Source organism: Crocinitomix catalasitica ATCC 23190, assembly GCF_000621625.1.
Taxonomy (GTDB): domain Bacteria; phylum Bacteroidota; class Bacteroidia; order Flavobacteriales_D; family Crocinitomicaceae; genus Crocinitomix; species Crocinitomix catalasitica.
Window position 1 is genome coordinate 159942 of record NZ_KK211318.1, and the last position, 22163, is coordinate 182104.

Genomic DNA, 22163 nt, shown 5'->3' on the forward strand with positions numbered 1-22163 from the left:
TTAATAAATAATAAAATGAAGACCTTAAAAACGATTTATTTAATAGTTATTTTACTTGCGAATACTACGTTATTTGGGCAGCAAACAGTCGGATTATTTTCAAATACAATCGACGCATACAATGGTTATACATTATTCGCGCCTATAACCAATACCACAACCTATTTAATTGATAATTGTGGTGAAAAAGTACATAGCTGGAATTCTGATTATAGACCGGGACTTTCAGCTTATTTCTTAGAAGATGGAACGCTATTAAGAACCCGAAATACGAATAATTCTACATTTACAGCCGGCGGTTCTGGCGGTGGAATAGAGCTGTTATATTGGGACGGGAATATTATTTGGGAGTATACCATCTCTTCGGATACCGAATGTCAACATCATGATATTGAATATTTGCCCAACGGAAATATTTTAGCGATTGTGTGGGATGCTAAAACATCAACAGCAGCAATAGATGCTGGGCGGAATATAGTAGGTGCTACTATTTGGTCTGAAAAAATAATAGAAATACAACCCAATTTAATAGACGGTGGTGGAACAATTGTTTGGGAATGGAATGCATGGGATCATTTAGTACAAGATTTCGATATCACAAAAGCTAATTTCGGTACAATAGCAGATTCCCCCGAATTGTTAGATATTAATTTTACATCTGGCGCTCCAATGAATGAAGATTGGCTACATATGAATTCAATTGATTACAATGTTGAATTAGATCAGATTATATTAAGTAGTCATAGCTTTAGTGAAATTTGGATTATTGATCATTCCACAAGTACAACTCAAGCAGCCAGACATGCAGGTGGTGATTATGGTAAAGGAGGAGATTTATTGTATCGCTGGGGGAATCCTCAAACATATAACCAAGGAACAGCAGCTGACCAATTACTGTTTAAACAACATGATGCACATTGGATAGCTGATGCATTAACTGATGGAGGAATGATAATGGTGTTTAATAACCAAGCAGGTTCTCCTGCAAACTATTCGGAAGTAAACATCATAAATCCGCCTATTGAAATTGGTGGTCATTATACTTACGATGGTTCAGCGTATGCCCCTTCAAGTTTTCATTGGACTTATAGATCTATCACACCAACTGATTTTTATGCATCAAATATTTCTGGAGCAGAAAGATTACCCAATGGAAATACACTCATTTGTAATGGTCCGGAAGGAAAGTTTTTTGAAGTTGATTATAGTGGAGCGATCGTATGGGAATATATAAATCCCGTTACCAATACAGGAATTATCGCACAAGGCAGTCCTGTAACACAGAATATGGTTTTTAGAACTTATAGATATCCTGTCGATTATAGTGGATTCGGTGGGCATACATTAACACCCGAAGGTTATATCGAAAGTGGGTCGACATTTATTTGCGATTTATTCACTACGGGAATAAATGACGAATCGTTTGAAATAGAAACTTCATTATATCCCAATCCAGCTAAAAATAGTATTACAATAGCTGCGAGTGACCAATTCAACTCAATCACTATTTATAATATGATAGGAGCGGTAGTTATTGAGCAATTTACAACTGAAAAAAGCATCCTAATAAACACCTCGCAACTTCAAAATGGCGTTTATCTTTCAAAGCTATTGTTTGAAAATGGGCAGTATTCGACTAGAAAAATAATAATTGAAAAGTAAAATAGTATTCACTATAAGTAGCCTTGATACGGAAAAATTGGGGTTATTGACCAATAGTATAATCTAATGCACTTAAATATATCGGTAGAGAAGTTGTATATTTGATTCACACCTAACTACCTACATGAAAAATACGATTTTAATAATCATATTGATTGTTTATGCTTCTATAGGCACTGCTCAATGTAATCCAGACAAAGTTGGGCAAAAAGCGCCGCCAATTGAACTTGAAAATTGGATAGATCCTAAAATTAAATTGATTGACAGGAAAAACACGCCAAACGACTTAACGGGTAAAATTATTCTCCTTGATTTTTGGTTCATAAAGTGCGCACCTTGTGTGGCCTCTATTCCTAAATTAAATCATTTATCCAAACAATTTCCAGAAATAGAATTTCTATCTATCACATTTGACAAACCAGAAGAGATTGATAAATTCTTAGATAAAATGATCATGAATTATCCTGTTGGTTCCGACCCTGATAGAAGAATTATTGATGCTTATGAAGTTTCTTGTTTTCCTGAAGCTTATCTGATTAATGAGGAGGGGATAATAATATGGCAAGGTCACACAACACATATTGATGAGCAGGTAATATATGAATCATTGGGTCGAGAAACAAAAACAGTTAACTTGAATATAAACAATGGTGAAGTTCCTGTAGAGAATTCGGCTTATACTTTTACAATGCAGGAACATTTTCTTGAGATGGGGAAGTTAAGCTATATGCACTTTTATCCTTTTGAGATTAACATATTGAATTATGATCTAGAAACTATGCTTAAAACTTTATATGAGATCAATAAATCAAGGATCCTTACGAAGGATTCAGTTTTATTAAAGACATGTTATGATTTGACTTTAAATGCTGATAAAAAAATCACAACTGAAGCAAATTGTATTGAAATGGTAAAGGTTTTAATACCACAAGAGTTGGGTTTTGAATTATTAGAAATAGAAAAAGATACTACCGTGAGTGTTTTAGAGGTAGCAAATAATTCATTGTTAAGTGAACATGTTACCAAACATCAAAATGCAGGTGCATCTTCGAATCGAAAGTATTGGGAGGCTCGAAGTGTAACTATAGAGGGGTTGAAAGATTTTTTAGAAAACAATTACGGTCAATTAATAATAATTGAAAAATCGAGTGAAATTAGATATGATATTAAATTGCGTATGGATGATTTTGAAAAAGCAATAGCAACACTTGAAAAGGAATATGGAATAGTGCTTAAAAAGGAGACCCGTAAAACGAATTTTTGGAAAATAATAAAAGAGGATAAAAGTAAAGACAACCAATTTTTAATGAAACCATAAAAGTTGATTCATTTTAGAAGGTTAATAAAGGAGTAAAAATATTTAATAAGCAGTAACTATGAAAACAATATATTGGTCATCTACTTTAATAATTTCTGCATTTCTATTCTTAAGTTCTTATACCTATTTGTTTAGTAAAAGCACGATTGATGGAATAAAAGATTTAGGTTTTCCTGATTTTTTCAGAATAGAATTAGCCGTATTGAAACTGATTGCAGCTATTATATTATTATTGCCATTTACTTTTACATCCTTGCCAGTAAAAGAATGGACTTATGCAGGTGTTGGTTTATTTCTAGTAACTGCAGTTGTTGCCCATATTGCACACAAAGATTCTATTGGAATAATGATTTTACTTTTTATTCTAATGGGGATTTTGATTATTTCAAATATTTATATGAATAAACTGTACATTTAAATTCTCAGGTAATATCTTTGTAAACTGTGCGATATTAAGTTGAAAAGTAGGTATATTGAATACGAATACTGTTCCCAAACTTTAAAATAGTATTGAATCAATATGAAACTCACTCCAAATATAAGCAGCAACCAAATTTTTTCAATCCAGGCTATTCTTGTTTTACTTTTCTGTATTCATTCATTTCATGCTCAGTCGAATACTTCCGATTCGTTTAACGATTTAAGGAGTGGAGATACACTTTATGTTGTCACCAACAGAACTGTAGATTCAACACGCGAAGATTTATACTTTAGTAATCAGGTGAATGAAAATGCATCACTTGTGTATTTAAGCGTCACTTTAAATGAATCTGAAGAAACTGTCAGTCACGCGTTAACCTATGATGATTTTATGACACAGGTCTGTCTTAAAACCTCTGATTGGTTACTTTTTGTACACGGTGATAGTAAAACATACGAACAATCAGTGAAGCGAGGTTTTAAAATTCAAAAAACACATAATATTAATGTGATTGTTTTCAGTTGGCCGAGTAAGGTTAAAGATTTAACAGGCTTAAAAAATTTGAATAACTCCAAGCGAAATGTGTTAAAATCGATGCATCATTTTAATGAACTATTGAGTTTTATGGATGTTTTTAAAAAATCAAATAAAGCTTTTGAAGAGCAGGCTAAATTATCAATGTTATTGCATAGTCTTGGAAATTTATACCTGGAGAATATAGTGAACGATGCTACTGAAGAAATAGAGCACGAGATTATATTCGAAAATATAATTATCAATTCGGCAGCAGTAAATCAAAAAAAACACAAGGCGTGGGTCGAGAAGATTGCTTTGCAGAAAAGAATTTATATAACGAATAATAAGTCGGACTTTAATTTAAAAGGACTTCATATATTTTCAAGAAGTGGCAATCAATTAGGGGAGAAAGCGAAACTACCAATCGCTAAGAACGCAAATTATGTTCAGTTTTCAAAAGCTGTAGGCTTCCGTTTTCCAACTGGAACAACACATACTTATTTTATAGGCAATATTCCGAATGAAAGCGAGAATATACGCAGCTTCTATTCAGATTCTTTTCACGGTTTAGAAATTGATTTTTCTCAACAAAATCAATTTATTTTAAGTAAAAAAGGTGTTGGTTTTGATATCGTCTTTTAATACGCACTAGAGATTTAAATAAAGAATAAAATGAAGAACATGAATAAATATATTGGTCGATTAATCATTTTTAGTTTGATGGCTAGCTTGGCGTCTTGTGTCAATTTTAAACCTGGATGGGGGGCGTTTAACGAAAAGAATAATTCTGAAAACGTTGCTGAATTATTAGCCGAAGCTTATGAAATTGAATCGACAGCTGGAACGGCAGAACGTTTACAATTGCTTATTGATGCTTTTAAAAAAGTAGAACAAGCAGATCCTAATAATTATGAGGCATTATGGAATATTGGGAATTACAATATTTTAATGGGAGCAGCTTACGCTAACAAAGTTAAAGACAAGAAAACTTACTACCGTGAGGCAATTAAATATTGTGAGAAAGCAATGAGTGTAAACGAGGATTTTTCGAACGAACTAAATAATGTAGATGAGGTTCCAAATGCCTTTGACAAACTATCTGTCAATGAGGTTGATGCAATGGGCAATTGGTATACGGCAGGTTTTATTATTTTAAAGAGTGTTTAAAACCGCTTGGTAGATTAATGAATACGGACATAATTATTGAAAATAACGCCATGATTCAAAGGATTGATGAATTAGATTCTACTTGGTTTGGAGGTGCAAATTATTTTTCGAGAGCTTTGTATTATATTGCTGTACCAGCAAAATTTGGAGGTAGTAAACCATTGGCTGCTAATGAATTTTTAAAAGCAATTGAAATTGGGCCCAATTATTTGATTCATCGTTGGGGAAGAGCTAAATATCTTTATGATTTAACTGGTGAAATGGCCGAATTTGAGTCCGATTTACAGTGGGTAATTGCTCAAAACCCAAGTAAAGAAGGGAATACTTATCCTTGGAATGTTTATTTTCAAGAGGATGCGTGGAAAATGTTGGCAGGAAAGAAATAATTCTTAAAACAAAAAGGATAGTGAATCTCACGTTGTTATTCAACGATTTTAAATACTAATATTGCCCTTTATGGTAGATTTATCACATGCTGAGAATCAAATTCGATGTGTTAAAAATTTTCAAGAACTAGTTAACACGCCCTTTAAAGATGAGGTTAATGCGCTATGTTGGACACGGGAACTGATCGGTGATTTTTCAGAGATTATTGAAAAGATTAGCCTAGACGAAAACATGGCGGAAATTGATCAAGATGAACTTCTCGGACTTGATTTGAGTGCACAAGGGCAGCTTGCGCGTGACATTCTTTTAAATGACATGAAAGTATTGACAGCGCATGGCGGATCTCCGATTTTAAATATGATTAAGTATTATGAACGCGATGATGCTTATCCGCCATTCCCAACGGATGTTTATTCTTATCACGTCGATCGCTCTCCAATTCCTGTTGATACTTTTTTATGCACCTATTATGGCGCTGCGAGTGAAATTATGGCCAATGCACAAGCAGAACAAAAAATATTAGTGCCAGAAATTCGTGCTGAACTCAAAAAACTATATGATGGAGTAGATGAAGGTTTTGAATCTTTTTTAACTGAGTTTTTCTTTGATTTACATTACCAAGTTAAGCCAAATGCTCAACCTACCAACTTAGGAGTAGGTAATTTGTGGAGGTTAGCTGTTGATCATCCTGAAAGTCTGGTGCAGCCTTGTGTTCACCGCGCTCCGGTAGAGAAAAAAGGAGAACACCGTTTACTATTAATATGTTGAGGTTGTGAATTTTTTAGTTCCTTTCGGCTAAGGGATAGGAAGCATTGTGGAGCTCTTGCTTTTTTAGCAAAGCGACGCTGGAGAGCCCGACTCCCAATTCGATTGGGAGACGCCCCTAAATAGTCGGCCGAACGATAACAACGCCATATCCATCGGGATCTAGCACCATAATTCCATTCAATTGCCAATAGGGATTCTTGGGTTTTGAAGGTTTGATATTGGCATGTTTTAGCTTTTTGACAATCAACTCGAAGGTCTCACTATTTTTTGGATAAAATACTAAAACGTCATCCTCGTCGGGACGATGTAATGGCTGTTCCCACGAAACGGTGAACTCCAATTCCCAATCAGCATTTACAGGTCCAATAAAGACACCATCATAACCTGCATGTTTTTCGAACTTGCCTTTTAATTCCATACCTAATACTTGGGTATAAAAGATGATTATCGGGTCGAGAAAATTGGTGTGCCGGGCAAGTCTAAACTTCATGAATTATTTATTGTGTAACAAATATATTCAAATGAATAGAATGGATCCCCCAATCTGTTATGATATCTACGACTGGATTGATGAACGACAAGTAATGAAGCCCTCTATTTTTTAATAACCTTAAGAGAATTGATGTTCCCATCTGCCTCAATTTGTAATACATATACACCTGGTTCTATATGTGAATAGTCAGGAGATTGAGGACCATAAAATGAACCAATTTTTTTCCCTGTTAGACTAAACATTGTTACAATTGCGGCATCAGATAAACCTGTTAAAGTAAATTGGCCATTATGTGGATTCGGATATATGTGGAGACTAGGTTTATTTACGGCCGTTAAACCTGTATTCACCGTTTTAAAATATTCTATTGCCCCTATATCAATACTTTCACCTTGTACTCTAGGACTGTAAGAGAAATCAGTATGTCCTACAAATGTATATTCCATACTTCCTGCATTAATACAACTACTAGAAGGCTGCAATGCAAAATTCTTTGTGGTGGCATCTTCTGTAAAATCACTTGTTAAAGTTGGGTTGACGAAATTAACTTCAGTATCTGTCACACAATTTAATGTATCACAATCAAAATCCTCGTTGTATGCTAAGGATTCATAAACTGAAGTGCCTAAATAATTATGATTAAAATGTAGCTCAACAGGGGCTAAAATTGATAGCTGTCTTGAAGATCCTGCAGCATTTTCGTTTCCTGTAATTATATTGTTGTGCAAATTTAATATTCCAGTACCATAAACATTTATTCCTGCTGAATATCCGGTTTCTGCGAAATTATTGACGATGGTGTTGTTGTAAATATCTGCATTACAAGTGTGTATATATATGCCGCCAGCATAATGAGCTGTTTTATTATTCGCAATAATATTATCACGTACTGTGTAGTGCGTTTCATACCTCCAACCGTTTAAACCAGCTATATGAATTCCTCCACCTCCATCTGTTAAACCGCAATTACCATATGTCATTTCATTATTGCAAATTAAGTTTTTTTCAATAATTGCTTTGGTATCTAAACATGTTAAAGCTGCAGTTCTATAGGTTTTGTTATGATGTATTTTATTCCCTCGTATGATGTGTTCTCCGGGACCAGCGAGAATGACAGCAGAGAATGGATGTGTAACAACATTATGATCAAATTCATTATTCTCAATTAACGCATGTGTATTTAACAGATTAATGCCAAGACCTTCTGAATTGTGATGAATATGACTATTTTTTAATTCAAAAGTACCTCCAATAATACCGTTGTATAAAATTACACTGTAAAAGGCTTTATTATTGTGAAACTTACAATTCTGAACAACAGTATTTTGATCTTCTATTACCGATGACATCCAAAGAATGACGCCTTGGTTGGCATAAGTAAGATTATAGTGTTTATGGTGTGTGAATTCGCAATGATCTAAAAAAATTTCTCTTTCTGCTCTTAATGCAGCTTCACCGTTTGCCAGTTCATTATTATTACTTTTTGTATCCTTTATTAAACAATGTTTGAAATATGAACTGTCAGGTGTATAATTCACTTTGGCATAAATTCCTCGCCAACCGCCACTCGTGCTGATGTCGAGATGCCACCCAGTGGTATCTACTGCCGAAAAAGATACCGGCATAAGTTCAGTTCCATCTACTTGTAAATGACCAATTACAACAATCTGATAATACCCATCTATTTGAACGTCTACACCGGGTCCGACTTTTAATTTACCTGTGATTTCTATATCTCCTTGAATGATGTAAGGGGATGCGTCACTCGTCCAATTTGCAGAAGCCAATGTACCGCCTGGAACATATGTTTGCGCATTGCAAATTAATAAAAAGAGTGATGAAAAAGTAAATGTTAGTATACGTAAAAGATATTTCATAGCTTAAGATTTAATTACTAGCTAAACGGAGCGAATAATCAGATAGTTGCATTCTCTTTTTTAGAGTAAAGGGCTTTAAAGTCAAAAATAACTATTGGTAAATTAATGAATAATGGAATTCATATTATCAGTAAAACAGGAGGTTTGAGCTATGTCGATTTGTTTTAAAATTGAATTCAATTATGGGCCATCAAAAAGATGAAGTTTAGGATTGAGAAGTCAATAATTTCAAGGGTTTTAGATATAAAATTCTATAAATTTTAGTAATCGTAAAAAAAATTAATCTAAAATTAGATTTTTATTAAGCCAATGCATCTAAATTCAATTTTTCAGACAGCACTTCACTAAATTTTTCTTTGTCATCGATTGAGACTGCAAGGTGCTGGTATTTACGTTTTATACCGAATAAACCGTGTATGGTTCCTTGGTCAGTTAAGTGCAATAGTATATTATAATCATTGAAGACTATTTTTTGATAGGATTTATCATCTGCTGGCAAATCCTTCGTTGTCAATTCGAATGATTGAATAGATTGATAGGGAATTATTGTTTTTAGAAAAATTCCGAACCGAAAAACAATGGTGTTTTCTTTAAATTGAATAGGGGTACGTGGAATGGATTTTATGAGTCCGAAAATCTGAAAAATCCCGTAAATACTAATGCCTGAAAATATCCAAGCTGCTGTTATACTCCAAGAGTGTAATAAAAGATGCAAAGCAAATAATTCAATGAATGCAACGAATAACAAAACGATTAATATAGCGAGGATTCCACTGTTTTTATGGTAAGTAAATTCGTTAGCTGAATACTTTGGTTTATTCCATTTATAGAAGGCATAATAGAACATGCCGACTTCAATGGCTACAGCGGAAGCTACTTTTTTAGGGAATTGTTTAGATACTGCCAATTCGAGGGTGTCAATAAAGTTAAGTTGTTCCTTTTTATTGACTTGATAATGTTTCCGGATTTTTAATATTTGAATGAGGATTACACTTGCAATTAACAATTCAATAAAGGGTAGGATATAGGTTATAATGAAGTTTAAAGCAGCTTGATTTTCTTTTGGGATAAATATGAAACTCAGGACTAAACCAAGTACAAAAAACGGTGTAATTGTAAATTTTGAAATATTTGATTTACGAATGAGCAAAAAGTAAACTAACGGGGATAATAAAACAAGATCTAAAGTGATTCCTAAAGCTAAAAGATTCGAATCCTCTTGAAAAAACGAGATGTTTACGGCTAAGAGTACCGAACTTAGGATAATTAATAATGGTATGCCAAATCGATAAATATTGGGATGAATCAGTAACAAATATTTCATGTTTTTCTTTATTTTTTATGACTTAAAAATAACTCTTTAGTGAAATTCGATGTTTTTGTAAAGATAGTGTTATTTTTAGGCTTTTAAAGACGATTATAATGACAATCAACAAACTTTCCATCATCATTCCAGTTTTTAATGAAGGGCCAACCATTCATTTGATTTTAGATAAAATAAAAGAAGTTGAATTGGCTGGGAATATTAAAAAGGAATTGATTATTGTGAATGATTTTTCTACAGATAACACGAAGGAATCAATCATGGCTTATATTGCGGGGCATCCTGATTATAATATTCAGTATTTTGAGCACGAGGAAAATAAAGGAAAAGGAGCTGCTTTACACACTGGTATTTCAAAGGCGACTGGCGAATATTTAGTCATTCAAGATGCAGATTTGGAATATGATCCGAATGAATATAATGACTTATTAAAGCCAATATTATTAGGCTTTGCGGATGTTGTTTACGGTTCCCGTTTTATTGGTGGTAATCCACATCGTGTATTGTTTTATTGGCACAGTATTGGGAATAAATTTTTAACGTCTTTATCAAATATGTTTTCTAACCTTAATATAACGGATATGGAAACCTGTTATAAAATGTTTAAAACAGACATCATTCAAGGTATAAAACTCAAAGAAAACCGTTTTGGATTTGAACCGGAAGTAACAGCTAAAATTTCGCGTATTCCTAAAATTCGAATTTATGAAGTAGGGATTTCTTATTATGGAAGAACTTACGAAGAGGGGAAGAAAATTGGATGGAAAGATGGATTTAGAGCCATTTATTGTATTCTAAAATACGGACTCTTCCGTTCAAAATAGTTTATGCTGAAAATAGGTCTTTTGGCCCAGCAACTTCACGTTCGAGATTTAGTAAAAATCTTTTGCGATCAATTCCACCAGCATAACCAGTTAAACTTCCGTCAGATCCTATAATTCTGTGACAAGGAATGATAATGGCTAATTTGTTTTTCCCATTTGCAGTTGCTACTGCTCGAATAGCATTGGGCTCGCCAATAGATTCAGTCTGCTCGAGATAGGATCTAGTTTCGGCATAAGGAACAGATTTGAGTGATTCCCAAACACTGACTTGAAAATCCGTTCCAATCAATAAAGTTGGAACAGTGAATTTTTGTAATTTTCCTTTAAAATAATCGTGTAGTTCTTTGTGTAGTAATAGTAAATGATCATTTTCATCATCAAGAATTTCAGATTTAAAATAATCCTTTAGTGATGCAATTTCCTCTTTCAACTCTTTACGCTCTGCAAATTCTAACAAACAAATTCCATCATCTGTTGCAAGTCCGTACATTTCACCAATCGGTGTACTAAAATTAGCAGTGTAAAGCGTTGATTTCATATTTATTCATTTCTGTGAATGACATAACTATTTGCCTGAGCCAATGAAGTTAACACTAAATCATTAATACACAAATGATCGGGCAGGGTAGTTGTATAATAAATCACTTCAGCGATATCTTCAGCCACCATAGGTTGATAACCTTTATAAGCATTATCTGCACGTTCAGTATCACCATGGAAACGAACCGTAGAGAATTCAGTATTCGCTGCACCAGGTGCGATTTGTGTCACCTTTATTCCTTCAGGTAATAAATCAATACGCATACCTTTAGTTATTGCGTCAACCGCATGTTTTGAAGCACAGTAAACATTGCCGTTTGGATAAACTTCCTTACCAGCAGTTGATCCAATATTAATAATATGTCCTTTTTTATTTGCGGTCATGGTTGGAATGATTGCTTTGGATACAAAAAGTAATCCTTTGACGTTGGTGTCGATCATTTTCTCCCAATCTTCAGTACTTCCTTCTTGAATTGGTTCTAAACCACTTGCTAATCCCGCATTATTGATCAAAATATCAATATTTTTCCACCATTCTGGTAGACTTGCAATTGCTTCTGTAACGGCTTGCTCATCTCGAACATCAAAACAGAGTGGTAAAACTTGTGTACCGTATGAACTTTCTATGCCTTTTTGCAACGCTATTAAACGCTCATTTCTTCGACCAGTAATGATAATGTTGTGGCCATTTTGAGCGAATAATTTGGCAGTAGCTTCACCAAAACCAGATGTTGCTCCAGTAATAAATACGGTTTTTTTCATACGCTCAAATTTACAGAAAATAGCAATGACGATATGTTAATTTATTCCTAAAAAGATAGACAGATTACATTATTTAAATTAAAGAACTGAACTTGAAATGAATGTAAATAATAATGGATTAGGATTATTTATCAAATCAATATCTAACGTTTTATCCCTCTTAAAAATTGATTTTTAACGTGTGATACTTAACTTAGCCATTCAAAAATAAAATTATGAGTTCAATACTATTCAACATAGAAAATAACGTTGGTATCATTCGATTAAATAGACCGAATGTATTCAATAGTTTTAACAAAGAAATGGCAAAATCAATGCAATCTATTTTAGATGATTGTGATGAAAATGCTGAAGTTCGAGCAATTTATATCATTGGAGAAGGAAAAGCATTTTGTGCCGGTCAAGATTTGCAAGAGGTGACTGATCCTGACGGACCAGATTTGACATCGATTGTAAGGGAGCATTATAATCCGATAATAGAGCGTATTAGAAATATTGAAAAACCGGTTGTAGCTGCTGTTAATGGAGTAGCGGCGGGCGCAGGTGCGAATATTGCATTGGCTTGTGATATTTGTGTAGCCACTGCTTCAGCAAGCTTTATTCAAGCTTTCAGTAAAATTGGCTTAATTCCAGATTCTGGTGGAACATTTTTCTTACCGAGATTGGTTGGATTTCAACGTGCCACTGCATTGATGATGTTGGGTGATAAAGTTGGAGCACAAGAAGCACAAGAAATGGGCATGATCTATAAAGCTTTTTCTGACGAAGAATTTGCTGCGTCATCATTAAAAATAGCTGAGAAATTGGCGAAGATGCCAACAAAAGGTTTAGGCTGGACAAAGAGAGCTTTGAATGTTTCTATGATTAGTGATTTAACAACACAATTAAAGACAGAAGAGGAATTACAGTCTGCTGCAGGTCAAACACATGATTATAACGAAGGTGTTGCTGCATTTTTAGAGAAAAGAAAACCAGAATTTAAAGGAGAATAAGATGATAAAAGTTGGAATTATAGGTGCTGGTTCGATGGGGTCAGGTATTGCACAAGTTGCGTCACAATCGGGGCATGAGGTGGTATTATTTGATACAAATGAAGAGCAATTGTTAAAAGCAAAAGTGCAATTGGCAAAGATAATGGCACGTTTGGTTGAGAAGGAGAAAATTGATCGAGCAACAGCTGATGGAATTGAATCTCGAATTGTATACATTTCAGATATGAAAGGTTTTGCTGGAGCAGGACTTATTATTGAAGCGATTATTGAAAATTTAGAAATTAAAAAATCAGTATTCAAACAATTAGAAGGGATTGTTGATGACAATTGTATTTTGGCGTCAAATACGTCTTCCTTATCTATTGCATCAATCGCAGCGGCATGTGAAAAGTCTGACCGTGTAATTGGAATTCATTTTTTCAATCCTGCACCATTAATGCCATTGGTTGAAATTATTCCAGCAGTGCAAACTTCTGAAGCAACAACTAATTCGGCAAGAGCATTAATAGATTCGTGGAAAAAAGTGACGGTATTGGCAAAAGATACACCAGGTTTTATCGTGAATCGTGTAGCGAGACCATTCTATGGTGAAGCTTTAAAGATTTATGAAGAAGGAATTGCTGATTTTGCAACAATTGATTGGGCAATGACAACATTGGGAGGTTTTAGAATGGGACCTTTTACTTTAATGGATTATATCGGTAATGATATAAATTATACAGTAACTGAAACGGTATTCGCTGCTTTTTATTATGATGGAAGATATCGTCCTTCATTTACTCAGAAACGTCATTCTGAAGCAGGATGGTTAGGACGCAAATCGGGTAGGGGGTATTATAATTATGCTGAAGGAGCAGAAGTAATTCAACCAAATGAAGATAAGGTAGTAGGAGAAGTAATTTTAAATAGAATTCTAGTATTATTAATCAATGAAGCGATAGATGCTGTATTCTTAAATATTGCTTCGGCAAAGGATGTTGACTTGGCGATGACCAAAGGTGTAAATTATCCTAAAGGATTATTAGCTTGGGGAAATGAGATTGGGTTAGAATATGTATTGAATCAATTAGATACTTTATACGATGCTTATCGTGACGAAAAATATAGAGCAAGTGTATTATTAAGAAGAATGGTTGCACAAAAAGAAACATTCGATCTTTAAGAAAAACGATTAAATACAAATCCCTTTGCCTATTAGTGAAGGGCTTTTTTTATGTCCAAACCTTTCTAGTTTGGAGCGAAATTATATGACAAGTTACTGTATAAAAAAAGGGCGTCCATCGAATGATGAACGCCCTTTATATTATAGTTAGACTAATTATTTCTTAATAAACTTCGTAGTAGAAGTTGAAGAACCAGTTGTTAATCTTACGATATACGTTCCAGTTGTTAATTGATCTACACCGAATTTAATTAAATTATTTCCAGCTGATAAGTTTTCTTTTTGTATTTCAAGAACAACTTGACCATTTAAGTTAAACACTTGAACTGTTGCTTTTGCATCACTTTCTAAGTCAAAAGAAATTGTAGCATCAGAAACTGCGGGATTTGGATAAAGTAATAGATTAGATTTGAACTCATCTTCTCTATCAGCGATTGGTTTAGTTGTACCTAAGAAAGTACTAGTACTCCAGATTCCACGTCCATGTGTTCCAATGTAAATCTCACCTGGTCTATAACAACCTTCATCCCACGTTCTCCAGTTTTGTCCGATGTCATGTACTGGTGTATTACCGAAGTCACCAGAAACATTTTCCCAAGATGAACCACCTGTTTCAGTAGCATATACTCCGAATTCAGTAGCTACAAGCATTGTATTTGGATCATTTCTTTCAATTACAATACCATAACAAGGAATTCCAGCCGGGAAATTCATGTCAGACCATGAAGAGCTTACAGCAGCAGCTACTCCTGTTGCAATTGTTGTCTCTAATACTCTTTCATCTTCACCAAATAGACCCAATGAAACAGCTAAATGATCAGGATCATCAATCGCTCCACTCGCAATACCAGTTACTGGAGCTCCACTGAAATTACCAATTCTTTCGAAAGAAGTAATCTGTGTATGGTCAGTTTCTCTAATATCCATTAAAGTATCAACACCAGCTTCAGGTGAATAAATACCGTTATAACCAGTTAAACGATAAAGTTGTCCATTCCATGTACCAGCGAATAAGTAATCGCCATCTTTAGAGAATTCTAATGTTGAAACCGCTGATAAACCATCCGCAACTAAAATCCAATCCTCTCTAGGAGCAGAGAATCTTAATGCATTTCTTGTCATCCATATACCTTGGCCGTCACCTAATCCAAGAGCAAACCATGATTGGTAAGGATCTTGTACTGTTAATGTATCCCAAGAGATATTTGATAAATGCGTTTTATCACCCATGTCAATTTTCTGACCTGGACGATCAGGATTACTTCCATAATAATGATCTTTAGCATAGATAGAGTCAATAATAATTGTATCATTTAAAGCAACAATTAATAAACTATCACCAAGATCTAAATCTGGAGCACCTGAAATAAATGAAAATTCAACAATATCTAAATTAAATTCAGCACCAGTTAAAAGATCTCTTACAACTGGATCATCTTCAGTTAATGAAGGATCAAAATAAAGTGTATCGTCAAATACTACATCAATAGGTGAAGTGTAATTAATGATCATTTGAGAAGTCATAGAAGGTACTTCTACATTCTCACCTGTTTCATAAGCACGTTGTGGGATAAATTTAATTGAATCTTCAGATGCTAAATCGTTAGGATTTTCCCATAATTCAATTACCGTATAAAAGCTACCACAACCAGTTCCACCAATCATACCAGTAACACAACCATATTCTGATTCTAAATCAGGACCAAAAGTAGAAGCATTTGCACCTCTATCATTTGATCTGTACATAGAAGCAAAATAAACAGTACCAAAAGCTAAGTTTCTATTGATAAAAGAAATGTCAGCTGTAAAACCGTCACCGCCACCATATCTTTTATGTTCAGACCAAGTTGAATTATCGTGATAATTAACTGTAGTACCATTATCTTGAGCTCCACCAATTACGTCTCCATGAGCAGAGAAGCCCATTGCATAAAATTGTGTTACGTTATATCCTCTGTTTGCATGGTGAAAATCTGGATCAATAGAAGTCTTTGCGTTGTCAGAAAAAGAAATACCTCCATCATTACCAATATAAAGTCTACCTAAATTATCCCAAACCATTTCGTGGTTATCAGCGTGCACATATTTAAAACTTGTTGGAGAGTAAAACCATTGTGATACTCTTTTCCAGTTAACAGTACCTAAAGCCCATGTATAACAATCAATACCACCTAATAAAATTCTATTTGGTGAACCAGGTACTACAGTAATAATATTATCGTAAGTACCTTGACCATTTCCTCCTGAAGAGAATGGAGCGAATGTTCCAGGTAAAGGACCTGTTACTTGATTATGACCTGGAGCAATTAATGACCAGTTCATTCCATTATCAGCCGAACGGTATACGCCAGTTAAAAAACTTGAAGCGGCAGAACAATAAACAACGTAGTTTCCGTCTAATCGCTCATGAGAAATAGCATATTCAAATCTTGAACCTGATGTTCCTATTGGATTTGGTAAATCTCCGTCACTTCTGTCTGAGAAAGTAACACCACCATCAGTTGATACATAAGTTTTTGTTCCAGCACCAGCATTTACAACAAGTAAAGTTCCATCTTTAGAGATAGCTAACGAAGTACAAGTACCACCGCCAATACCACCATCAATATCATATAAAACATCTGTAACTGGATCGTATTTTTTTAAACCATCATTTGTTGCCATCCAAACGATATTATTAACATCGTCAGAAACAATTTCGTTGATAAATGTAAAATCTTCAGTTCCAGGAATTACTGACCATGATAAATCTGCTGCTCTTTTATAAACACCATCACCATTAGCGCCAGAATCAACTGAACCAGATGTTCCAGAAACTCTTTCTTGTAAATGACCTGTAGCCACGTATAAAACTCCGTCAGGTGTTTGACAAATAGAAGAGATAGCAAGATTAGAAGTAAACTCCTCAACTCTTGTCCAGTTATTTGCACGAGTAACCGACTCAAATAACCCTCCAGAAACAGATCCCGCATAAATATGCCCTTGATTCGTTCTGTCTATAGCAATAGCTCTTGTTCTACCACCAATATTGTCTGGACCTTCATCAATCCAATTAAATGTTGCTCTATTTTGAGGAATAGCATTAGCTTGAGCTCTAATTCTTTCCCAATTTTCTTTTGAAACGTCACCTTTCATCAATTCGTATAATTCGAATCTTTCTCCAAGGGTAGGATTGGCAAATTCAGCAGTAGCTCTAGGCTGATATGCTCCCTTTTCATCATCAGAGTTAATAAAGAACATGCCTGCGGCTAATGCCAGTACAGGTAAAGTCCCAAATAGTAATGCTTTTTTCTTCATATTTGTATTTTTCATCTAAGCGCGTTTAGAGCGACTAATATACAACTAATATCTTAAAACTTATGCGTCGACTATCTTCGAAAACTAAATTTGTTTTGACCCAAATCAGCTGAATACCGACGGCATTAAAGTAATAGCAGAATAATTATTTGTACAATACCCACATTTTAAAGCTAATATCGATATTATTTTTTATGTTTCTATAGAGGGATGTATCAATTTCTTACAAAATTATACATCTCTATTATTTTTAATCTATTAATAGGTAAATTGATTTAGAACAAATGCTTCTCAGCATGATATGACGAACGTACCAATGGTCCACTTTCAACAAATCTGAATCCTTTTTTCAAAGCATATTCTCTATAAGTATCAAATTGTTCTGGTGTCACAAATTCTACAATCGGTAAATGTTTAGGTGTTGGTTGTAAATATTGTCCCATTGTTAAAATGTCACAGCCAACATTACTTAAATCATCTATCGTTTCGTAAACTTCAGCCTCGGTTTCTCCTAAGCCAAGCATAATGCCTGATTTAGTTTTCATTCCACCTTTTTTTAAACGAACAAGTACCTCAAGGCTTCTATCGTATTTCGCTTGAATTCGAACTTGTTTTGTCAAACGTCGAACAGTTTCCAGATTGTGTGAAACAACCTCTGGTCCAACTTTAATAATTTCAGCTAAGTTTTCCCAATGTCCTCCAAAATCAGGGATCAGTGTTTCCATTGTTGTACCAGGACTTTTACGACGAATAGATTTTACAGTCGCCACCCAAATAGATGCACCTCCATCTTTTAAATCATCGCGATCAACAGAGGTAATTACAGCATGTTTTATTTTCATTAGCTGTATTGATTGAGCGACTTTTGCTGGCTCAAATATGTCTGCTTCTAATGGTTTACCGGTCGTAACAGCACAGAATCCACATGAGCGCGTACAAATATTTCCTAAAATCATAAATGTTGCCGTGCCTTCACCCCAGCATTCACCCATATTAGGACAATTACCACTCTCACAAATAGTATGTAATTTATGCTCGTCTACTAACCCTCTAACTTTTTTATAATTTTCACCCGTAGGCAATTTTACTCGTAACCAACTTGGTTTTTTTATGCGTACACCACTTTTATTGGTCGTTTCTTTATCTTTTACACTTAATTCCATTGCACTTTAATATAGTTTTTGACCTAAATTGAATTGCAGATATAAAACACCAAAAATGTTTTTGCCTGCATTGTTATTTAATAAAACGATAGGACTTCCTGTCATATAATCAATCATAATTCCGACCTCTCCACCACTAATATTATCTTTTTTTGTAGAGAAATTAAAATCAATTCCAAGCTTAGCAAAGCCACCAACTCTAATTTTAGCTTCGCTTAATCCTTTAAAATAGTTCGATCGAGAGTTAATATTTTCAGTATTGTGTACAGTCGGATCGTACTTTTCGTCAAGCAGCGGTGAATTGAATTTTTGAATGCGCAGATAAACTGGTTTTAAGATTCCAAAAGATGGGCCAATAGACCATTTTGCCGAAATTTCAATACCTTCTTCTCTACTGGCTTTGTACATTACGCGCTTTCCGCCATATGTTGGTCGAATATTTACTAGGGATTCAAGTTTACCATAATAATAGCCTCTCGAATTACTGTTGGGATTGAAAATTTTAAATTCTTTTGGATGACGAATATTCGTAACAGTTAAACTGATTAAATTCTTGTATTTATAATTCTTCTGAAAACCGTAGTCGAAAGCAAATCCCCAACCTGTTGCTCCGTTATTGGCATTGAAGTTTATGCCAAAGGTATAATCTTTACGCATCACTGTATTGCCATCTTCTTTGTCCAATTCTTGTGCTATGCCAGTTGACATAACAAAAGTTAAAAGGATACATAAGTATTTTTGAAGCATAGGTACAAATTTAATGAATTCTTGTTGAGTCAACTACTCTTTTATCAAACAAACATTATAATATGTATTAAATTTTTTACAAGTGAACGGTTAATTATTGAACTAAGGAATAAAAATAGGGGAATTAATTTGATTGTGTATCAATAATAATCTAGTGTGATTTTGTCAAATTAAGGATCGAAGTGAGATGGGAAAATGATGTTATTCCTCTTCAGTCGAAAAAAGTGTTTTCCTAAATAAATCGCTGTATTCTAAAGCAGGGATAGTTTTTAACGAGGTCGCTTTAAGGGGCTGATATAATAATGATTCGGTTTTTAAATCATCTGGAATAAATTTACTTTTTTCATCATAAGATTCTAGAATAACTAAAATAGCGCTTAGAATAAATACCATTTTTGTGATACCGAAAACCATACCTGCAAACTTATTCAGGGTGCCTAATGCGACCAGTTTCAAACCTTGTTCCACCATTTTACCTGCAAAATAAACCATGGCGCCAATCGCTAAAAATGTTAATGTAAAAGAAACGACAGGAAGGTACTCGCTATCCAAACCAACCTGTACTTTTAAAAAGTTTGCCGCGTAATCAGAAAAATGAATTCCACCGTAGATGCCTAGTAATAGCGCTAGCAAAGTGAAAAGTTCGATAACCAGCCCTTTTTTAAATCCGCGCCAAGCACTTACAATAATTGGAATTAAAAATATAAAATCGAGGTAATTCATTTTTAACAAAAATAATTCAGAACTTTGTACCTGTTAATATGTACTGTTTAACTTTCAAACAAAAGACTGTTTATAGAGATGGATTACGCGTTAGAATTGAAATTCCAGGAATTGATTAAAAAACTTGAAGTTAAATTCGGGGAAGGGCTTGAATTGGATACCGTACTTTTATTGGTTGGTATTCAAGAATTAGGCAAGGGTTATAAAGATTTCTCAAAGGATGAAAAAATGAATTTGATGCATATAGCAATTTGCACAATTCTAGAACCTTATGGTGTCTATCGGTTTATATCGAACGATGAAGACGGTTGGCCTCATTATGAAAAGTTGAAAGCAATTCCGCATATTGCTGGTCGTGAACAGGAACATTTATTGAAGGAAGCGACCATCGGATATTTTGAAACAAACGAGTACGTAGCGCCAAACGAATAGGTTTATCTCTCTCCAATCGGTTAAAAAAATAAAAATCGTTTCGATTAGCCAATCTAAACCTTATCTTTGTGCCTTAAAATTTTAGTGAATGGAAATTCTAATCAAAGCGGGGCAACTTATTTTAAGTTTATCCATATTAATTGTTTTACACGAATTTGGACATTATCTTCCTGCAAGATGGTTCAAAACAAGGGTTGAAAAATTCTACTTATTTTTTGATTATAAATTTTCTTTATTTAAGAAAAAAATTGGTGATACCGAATGGGGAATTGGTTGGATACCCTTAGGTGGATATGTGAAAATTTCTGGTATGATCGACGAGTCGATGGAAAAAGAACAAATGGCATTACCGCCTCAACCGTACGAATTCAGATCTAAACCAGCATGGCAACGATTAATCATTATGATTGGCGGTGTAGTTGTGAATTTAATTGTTGGTGTAATTATTTATATCGGTGTATTGTTGGTTTGGGGAGATGATTACGTTGCTCCTGAAGATATTGCAAACGGTTATTCATTCCATGAAATTTATAAGGAAGTAGGTTTTGTAGATGGGGATGATATTGTGGCAATAAACGGTGAGAAAATTCATGATGTTGGTGATATCAATAAAACTATTTTATTACGTGGTGCCGAAGTTGTAACAATTACAAGAGCAGGGGAGCAGTTGGATATCCAGTTACCTGAAGATATTGACATGATTGCTTTCAAGTCGAGTGCAATGAATGGTATTACGCCTAGATTTTCATCCTTAATTGATTCTGTTATTATTGATAGACCAGCAAAACAAGCAGGTTTAGAGAATGGTGATCGTGTCATTGCTGTAGATGGTCAAGAGATTGCTTACTGGAATGAGTTCACTGATGCTGTTCAAAGTCGACCAAATGAAACTTTAGAGATTATTGTAGATAGAGCTGGCGAAACTGTTCGCGCTCAAGTTGAAACAGATTCGTTAGGTACGATCGGTGTTAGTACTGCTGGTTTGTCAGAATCAATTGTATCACATACGGATTATACTTTCATGACAGCGATACCTGGTGGTCTTAAATTAGGAATGAATTCATTAAGTGATTATGTATCACAATTAAAGTTTTTATTCACTAAAAAAGGAGCACAAAGTATTGGTGGATTCGGTGCATTTGGTTCTTTATTCTCACCAACTTGGGATTGGCATGTGTTCTGGATGATGACGGCATTTATTTCTATCATGTTAGCATTTATGAACTTCTTACCAATACCTGCCTTAGATGGTGGACATATCATGTTCTTAATGTATGAAATAATCTCTGGTAGAAAACCTAATGAGAAATTCATGGAATATGCACAAATGGCTGGAATCATTCTATTGTTAGGTCTTTTGATCTATGCAAATGGGAATGATATTGTTAAAGCATTTTTCTAAATAATATATTTTTACATAATCTAAGTCCTGTAGTCTAGAACTGCAGGACTTTTTTTTGTTTTATATATTCCAAGAATTAAGACATTTACACTGAGATCGCTTGCATGAATAATTATCAAATGAATCATAGCAATCGAATTGACTAGGCTTGATGGAAGAAGATTTAATGACTTATCAATCAAATGC

21 protein-coding genes are annotated in these 22163 nt (G+C 34.3%); 12 read left to right on the forward strand and 9 right to left on the reverse strand.

Going from position 1 to position 22163, the window contains the following annotated elements:
- The first annotated feature begins 15 nt into the window (after window positions 1-15).
- The 7 genes from T367_RS0119225 (at window position 16) to T367_RS0119255 (ending at window position 6239) form a co-directional block, all read left to right on the forward strand.
- The gene (locus T367_RS0119225) at window positions 16-1662 is read left to right on the forward strand and encodes an aryl-sulfate sulfotransferase (protein WP_051568682.1); all 1647 of its coding nucleotides are present in this window, start codon (window positions 16-18) and stop codon (window positions 1660-1662) included.
- Between the two features lie 124 nt (window positions 1663-1786).
- On the forward strand, window positions 1787-2980 hold the full coding sequence (locus T367_RS0119230) for a TlpA family protein disulfide reductase (RefSeq protein WP_027421288.1): 1194 nt from the start codon (window positions 1787-1789) through the stop codon (window positions 2978-2980).
- Window positions 2981-3038: 58 nt separating this feature from the next.
- Window positions 3039-3398 carry a DoxX family protein gene (locus tag T367_RS0119235; protein WP_027421289.1) on the forward strand — a complete coding sequence of 120 codons (360 nt, stop codon included), beginning with the start codon at window positions 3039-3041 and terminating at the stop codon, window positions 3396-3398.
- Window positions 3399-3500: 102 nt separating this feature from the next.
- The gene (locus T367_RS0119240) at window positions 3501-4559 is read left to right on the forward strand and encodes an alpha/beta hydrolase (RefSeq protein ID WP_027421290.1); all 1059 of its coding nucleotides are present in this window, start codon (window positions 3501-3503) and stop codon (window positions 4557-4559) included.
- A gap of 39 nt (window positions 4560-4598) precedes the next feature.
- Window positions 4599-5084: a Tom20 family protein gene (locus T367_RS0119245; protein WP_027421291.1), complete on the forward strand. Its 486-nt coding sequence runs from the start codon at window positions 4599-4601 to the stop codon at window positions 5082-5084.
- 17 nt (window positions 5085-5101) lie between these two features.
- Window positions 5102-5470: a TRAP transporter TatT component family protein gene (locus tag T367_RS0119250; RefSeq protein WP_027421292.1), complete on the forward strand. Its 369-nt coding sequence runs from the start codon at window positions 5102-5104 to the stop codon at window positions 5468-5470.
- A 70-nt stretch (window positions 5471-5540) separates the two neighbouring features.
- Window positions 5541-6239 (forward strand): hypothetical protein, encoded by a 699-nt coding sequence (locus T367_RS0119255; RefSeq protein ID WP_027421293.1) that lies wholly within the window; start codon window positions 5541-5543, stop codon window positions 6237-6239.
- Window positions 6240-6354: 115 nt separating this feature from the next.
- Here T367_RS0119255 and T367_RS0119260 read toward each other — a convergent pair whose 3' ends face one another.
- From T367_RS0119260 to T367_RS0119270, 3 genes are all read right to left on the reverse strand, one after another.
- Window positions 6355-6729 carry a VOC family protein gene (locus tag T367_RS0119260; RefSeq protein WP_027421294.1) on the reverse strand — a complete coding sequence of 125 codons (375 nt, stop codon included), beginning with the start codon at window positions 6727-6729 and terminating at the stop codon, window positions 6355-6357.
- 104 nt (window positions 6730-6833) lie between these two features.
- Window positions 6834-8609 (reverse strand): right-handed parallel beta-helix repeat-containing protein, encoded by a 1776-nt coding sequence (locus tag T367_RS0119265; RefSeq protein ID WP_027421295.1) that lies wholly within the window; start codon window positions 8607-8609, stop codon window positions 6834-6836.
- Window positions 8610-8910: 301 nt separating this feature from the next.
- The gene (locus T367_RS0119270; protein ID WP_027421296.1) at window positions 8911-9933 is read right to left on the reverse strand and encodes a hypothetical protein; all 1023 of its coding nucleotides are present in this window, start codon (window positions 9931-9933) and stop codon (window positions 8911-8913) included.
- 98 nt (window positions 9934-10031) lie between these two features.
- Here T367_RS0119270 and T367_RS0119275 point away from each other — a divergent pair, with 98 nt between their 5' ends.
- Complete coding sequence (locus T367_RS0119275; protein WP_027421297.1) at window positions 10032-10757, forward strand: glycosyltransferase family 2 protein; 726 nt, start codon at window positions 10032-10034, stop codon at window positions 10755-10757.
- A 1-nt stretch (window position 10758) separates the two neighbouring features.
- On the opposite strand, the gene T367_RS0119280 is transcribed toward T367_RS0119275, so the two are convergent.
- Both T367_RS0119280 and T367_RS0119285 read right to left on the reverse strand, forming a co-directional pair.
- On the reverse strand, window positions 10759-11295 hold the full coding sequence (locus tag T367_RS0119280) for a methylated-DNA--[protein]-cysteine S-methyltransferase (RefSeq protein ID WP_027421298.1): 537 nt from the start codon (window positions 11293-11295) through the stop codon (window positions 10759-10761).
- Between the two features lie 2 nt (window positions 11296-11297).
- The gene (locus tag T367_RS0119285; protein ID WP_027421299.1) at window positions 11298-12059 is read right to left on the reverse strand and encodes an SDR family NAD(P)-dependent oxidoreductase; all 762 of its coding nucleotides are present in this window, start codon (window positions 12057-12059) and stop codon (window positions 11298-11300) included.
- Between the two features lie 215 nt (window positions 12060-12274).
- Here T367_RS0119285 and T367_RS0119290 point away from each other — a divergent pair, with 215 nt between their 5' ends.
- On the forward strand, window positions 12275-13051 hold the full coding sequence (locus T367_RS0119290; RefSeq protein ID WP_027421300.1) for an enoyl-CoA hydratase-related protein: 777 nt from the start codon (window positions 12275-12277) through the stop codon (window positions 13049-13051).
- Between the two features lie 4 nt (window positions 13052-13055).
- Complete coding sequence (locus T367_RS0119295; protein ID WP_027421301.1) at window positions 13056-14213, forward strand: 3-hydroxyacyl-CoA dehydrogenase NAD-binding domain-containing protein; 1158 nt, start codon at window positions 13056-13058, stop codon at window positions 14211-14213.
- Window positions 14214-14369: 156 nt separating this feature from the next.
- On the opposite strand, the gene T367_RS0119300 is transcribed toward T367_RS0119295, so the two are convergent.
- The 4 genes from T367_RS0119300 to T367_RS23220 all read right to left on the reverse strand — a co-directional run bounded on the left by T367_RS0119300 (window position 14370) and on the right by T367_RS23220 (window position 20143).
- Entirely contained in the window at window positions 14370-17525 is a 3156-nt protein-coding gene (locus T367_RS0119300; RefSeq protein WP_027421302.1) for a T9SS type A sorting domain-containing protein, read from the reverse strand.
- A 260-nt stretch (window positions 17526-17785) separates the two neighbouring features.
- Window positions 17786-18673, reverse strand: coding sequence for a lipoyl synthase (gene lipA, locus T367_RS0119305; RefSeq protein WP_027421303.1), 888 nt, complete (start codon window positions 18671-18673; stop codon window positions 17786-17788).
- 6 nt (window positions 18674-18679) lie between these two features.
- Window positions 18680-19381: a hypothetical protein gene (locus tag T367_RS0119310; RefSeq protein WP_027421304.1), complete on the reverse strand. Its 702-nt coding sequence runs from the start codon at window positions 19379-19381 to the stop codon at window positions 18680-18682.
- A 240-nt stretch (window positions 19382-19621) separates the two neighbouring features.
- A complete protein-coding gene (locus T367_RS23220) occupies window positions 19622-20143 on the reverse strand; it encodes a CvpA family protein (protein ID WP_051568683.1) in 522 nt (173 codons plus the stop codon).
- A gap of 78 nt (window positions 20144-20221) precedes the next feature.
- Between T367_RS23220 and T367_RS0119320 the strand changes: the two genes are divergently transcribed.
- Together T367_RS0119320 and rseP are read left to right on the forward strand one after the other, a co-directional pair.
- The gene (locus T367_RS0119320; RefSeq protein WP_027421305.1) at window positions 20222-20575 is read left to right on the forward strand and encodes a hypothetical protein; all 354 of its coding nucleotides are present in this window, start codon (window positions 20222-20224) and stop codon (window positions 20573-20575) included.
- Window positions 20576-20663: 88 nt separating this feature from the next.
- Window positions 20664-21977: an RIP metalloprotease RseP gene (gene rseP / locus T367_RS0119325; protein ID WP_027421306.1), complete on the forward strand. Its 1314-nt coding sequence runs from the start codon at window positions 20664-20666 to the stop codon at window positions 21975-21977.
- Window positions 21978-22163: the final 186 nt, after the last annotated feature.

What these genes read in the sequence shown, in the direction of transcription:
- T367_RS0119225 (WP_051568682.1), top strand. Translation starts at nt 16, where the DNA reads ATGAAGACCTTAAAAACGATTTATTTAATAGTTATTTTACTTGCGAAT.
- T367_RS0119230 (WP_027421288.1), top strand. Translation starts at nt 1,787, where the DNA reads ATGAAAAATACGATTTTAATAATCATATTGATTGTTTATGCTTCTATA.
- T367_RS0119235 (WP_027421289.1), top strand. Translation starts at nt 3,039, where the DNA reads ATGAAAACAATATATTGGTCATCTACTTTAATAATTTCTGCATTTCTA.
- T367_RS0119240 (WP_027421290.1), top strand. Translation starts at nt 3,501, where the DNA reads ATGAAACTCACTCCAAATATAAGCAGCAACCAAATTTTTTCAATCCAG.
- T367_RS0119245 (WP_027421291.1), top strand. Translation starts at nt 4,599, where the DNA reads ATGAATAAATATATTGGTCGATTAATCATTTTTAGTTTGATGGCTAGC.
- T367_RS0119250 (WP_027421292.1), top strand. Translation starts at nt 5,102, where the DNA reads ATGAATACGGACATAATTATTGAAAATAACGCCATGATTCAAAGGATT.
- T367_RS0119255 (WP_027421293.1), top strand. Translation starts at nt 5,541, where the DNA reads ATGGTAGATTTATCACATGCTGAGAATCAAATTCGATGTGTTAAAAAT.
- T367_RS0119260 (WP_027421294.1), bottom strand. Translation starts at nt 6,729, where the DNA reads ATGAAGTTTAGACTTGCCCGGCACACCAATTTTCTCGACCCGATAATC.
- T367_RS0119265 (WP_027421295.1), bottom strand. Translation starts at nt 8,609, where the DNA reads ATGAAATATCTTTTACGTATACTAACATTTACTTTTTCATCACTCTTT.
- T367_RS0119270 (WP_027421296.1), bottom strand. Translation starts at nt 9,933, where the DNA reads ATGAAATATTTGTTACTGATTCATCCCAATATTTATCGATTTGGCATA.
- T367_RS0119275 (WP_027421297.1), top strand. Translation starts at nt 10,032, where the DNA reads ATGACAATCAACAAACTTTCCATCATCATTCCAGTTTTTAATGAAGGG.
- T367_RS0119280 (WP_027421298.1), bottom strand. Translation starts at nt 11,295, where the DNA reads ATGAAATCAACGCTTTACACTGCTAATTTTAGTACACCGATTGGTGAA.
- T367_RS0119285 (WP_027421299.1), bottom strand. Translation starts at nt 12,059, where the DNA reads ATGAAAAAAACCGTATTTATTACTGGAGCAACATCTGGTTTTGGTGAA.
- T367_RS0119290 (WP_027421300.1), top strand. Translation starts at nt 12,275, where the DNA reads ATGAGTTCAATACTATTCAACATAGAAAATAACGTTGGTATCATTCGA.
- T367_RS0119300 (WP_027421302.1), bottom strand. Translation starts at nt 17,525, where the DNA reads ATGAAAAATACAAATATGAAGAAAAAAGCATTACTATTTGGGACTTTA.
- lipA (WP_027421303.1), bottom strand. Translation starts at nt 18,673, where the DNA reads ATGGAATTAAGTGTAAAAGATAAAGAAACGACCAATAAAAGTGGTGTA.
- T367_RS0119310 (WP_027421304.1), bottom strand. Translation starts at nt 19,381, where the DNA reads ATGTCAACTGGCATAGCACAAGAATTGGACAAAGAAGATGGCAATACA.
- T367_RS23220 (WP_051568683.1), bottom strand. Translation starts at nt 20,143, where the DNA reads ATGAATTACCTCGATTTTATATTTTTAATTCCAATTATTGTAAGTGCT.
- T367_RS0119320 (WP_027421305.1), top strand. Translation starts at nt 20,222, where the DNA reads ATGGATTACGCGTTAGAATTGAAATTCCAGGAATTGATTAAAAAACTT.
- rseP (WP_027421306.1), top strand. Translation starts at nt 20,664, where the DNA reads ATGGAAATTCTAATCAAAGCGGGGCAACTTATTTTAAGTTTATCCATA.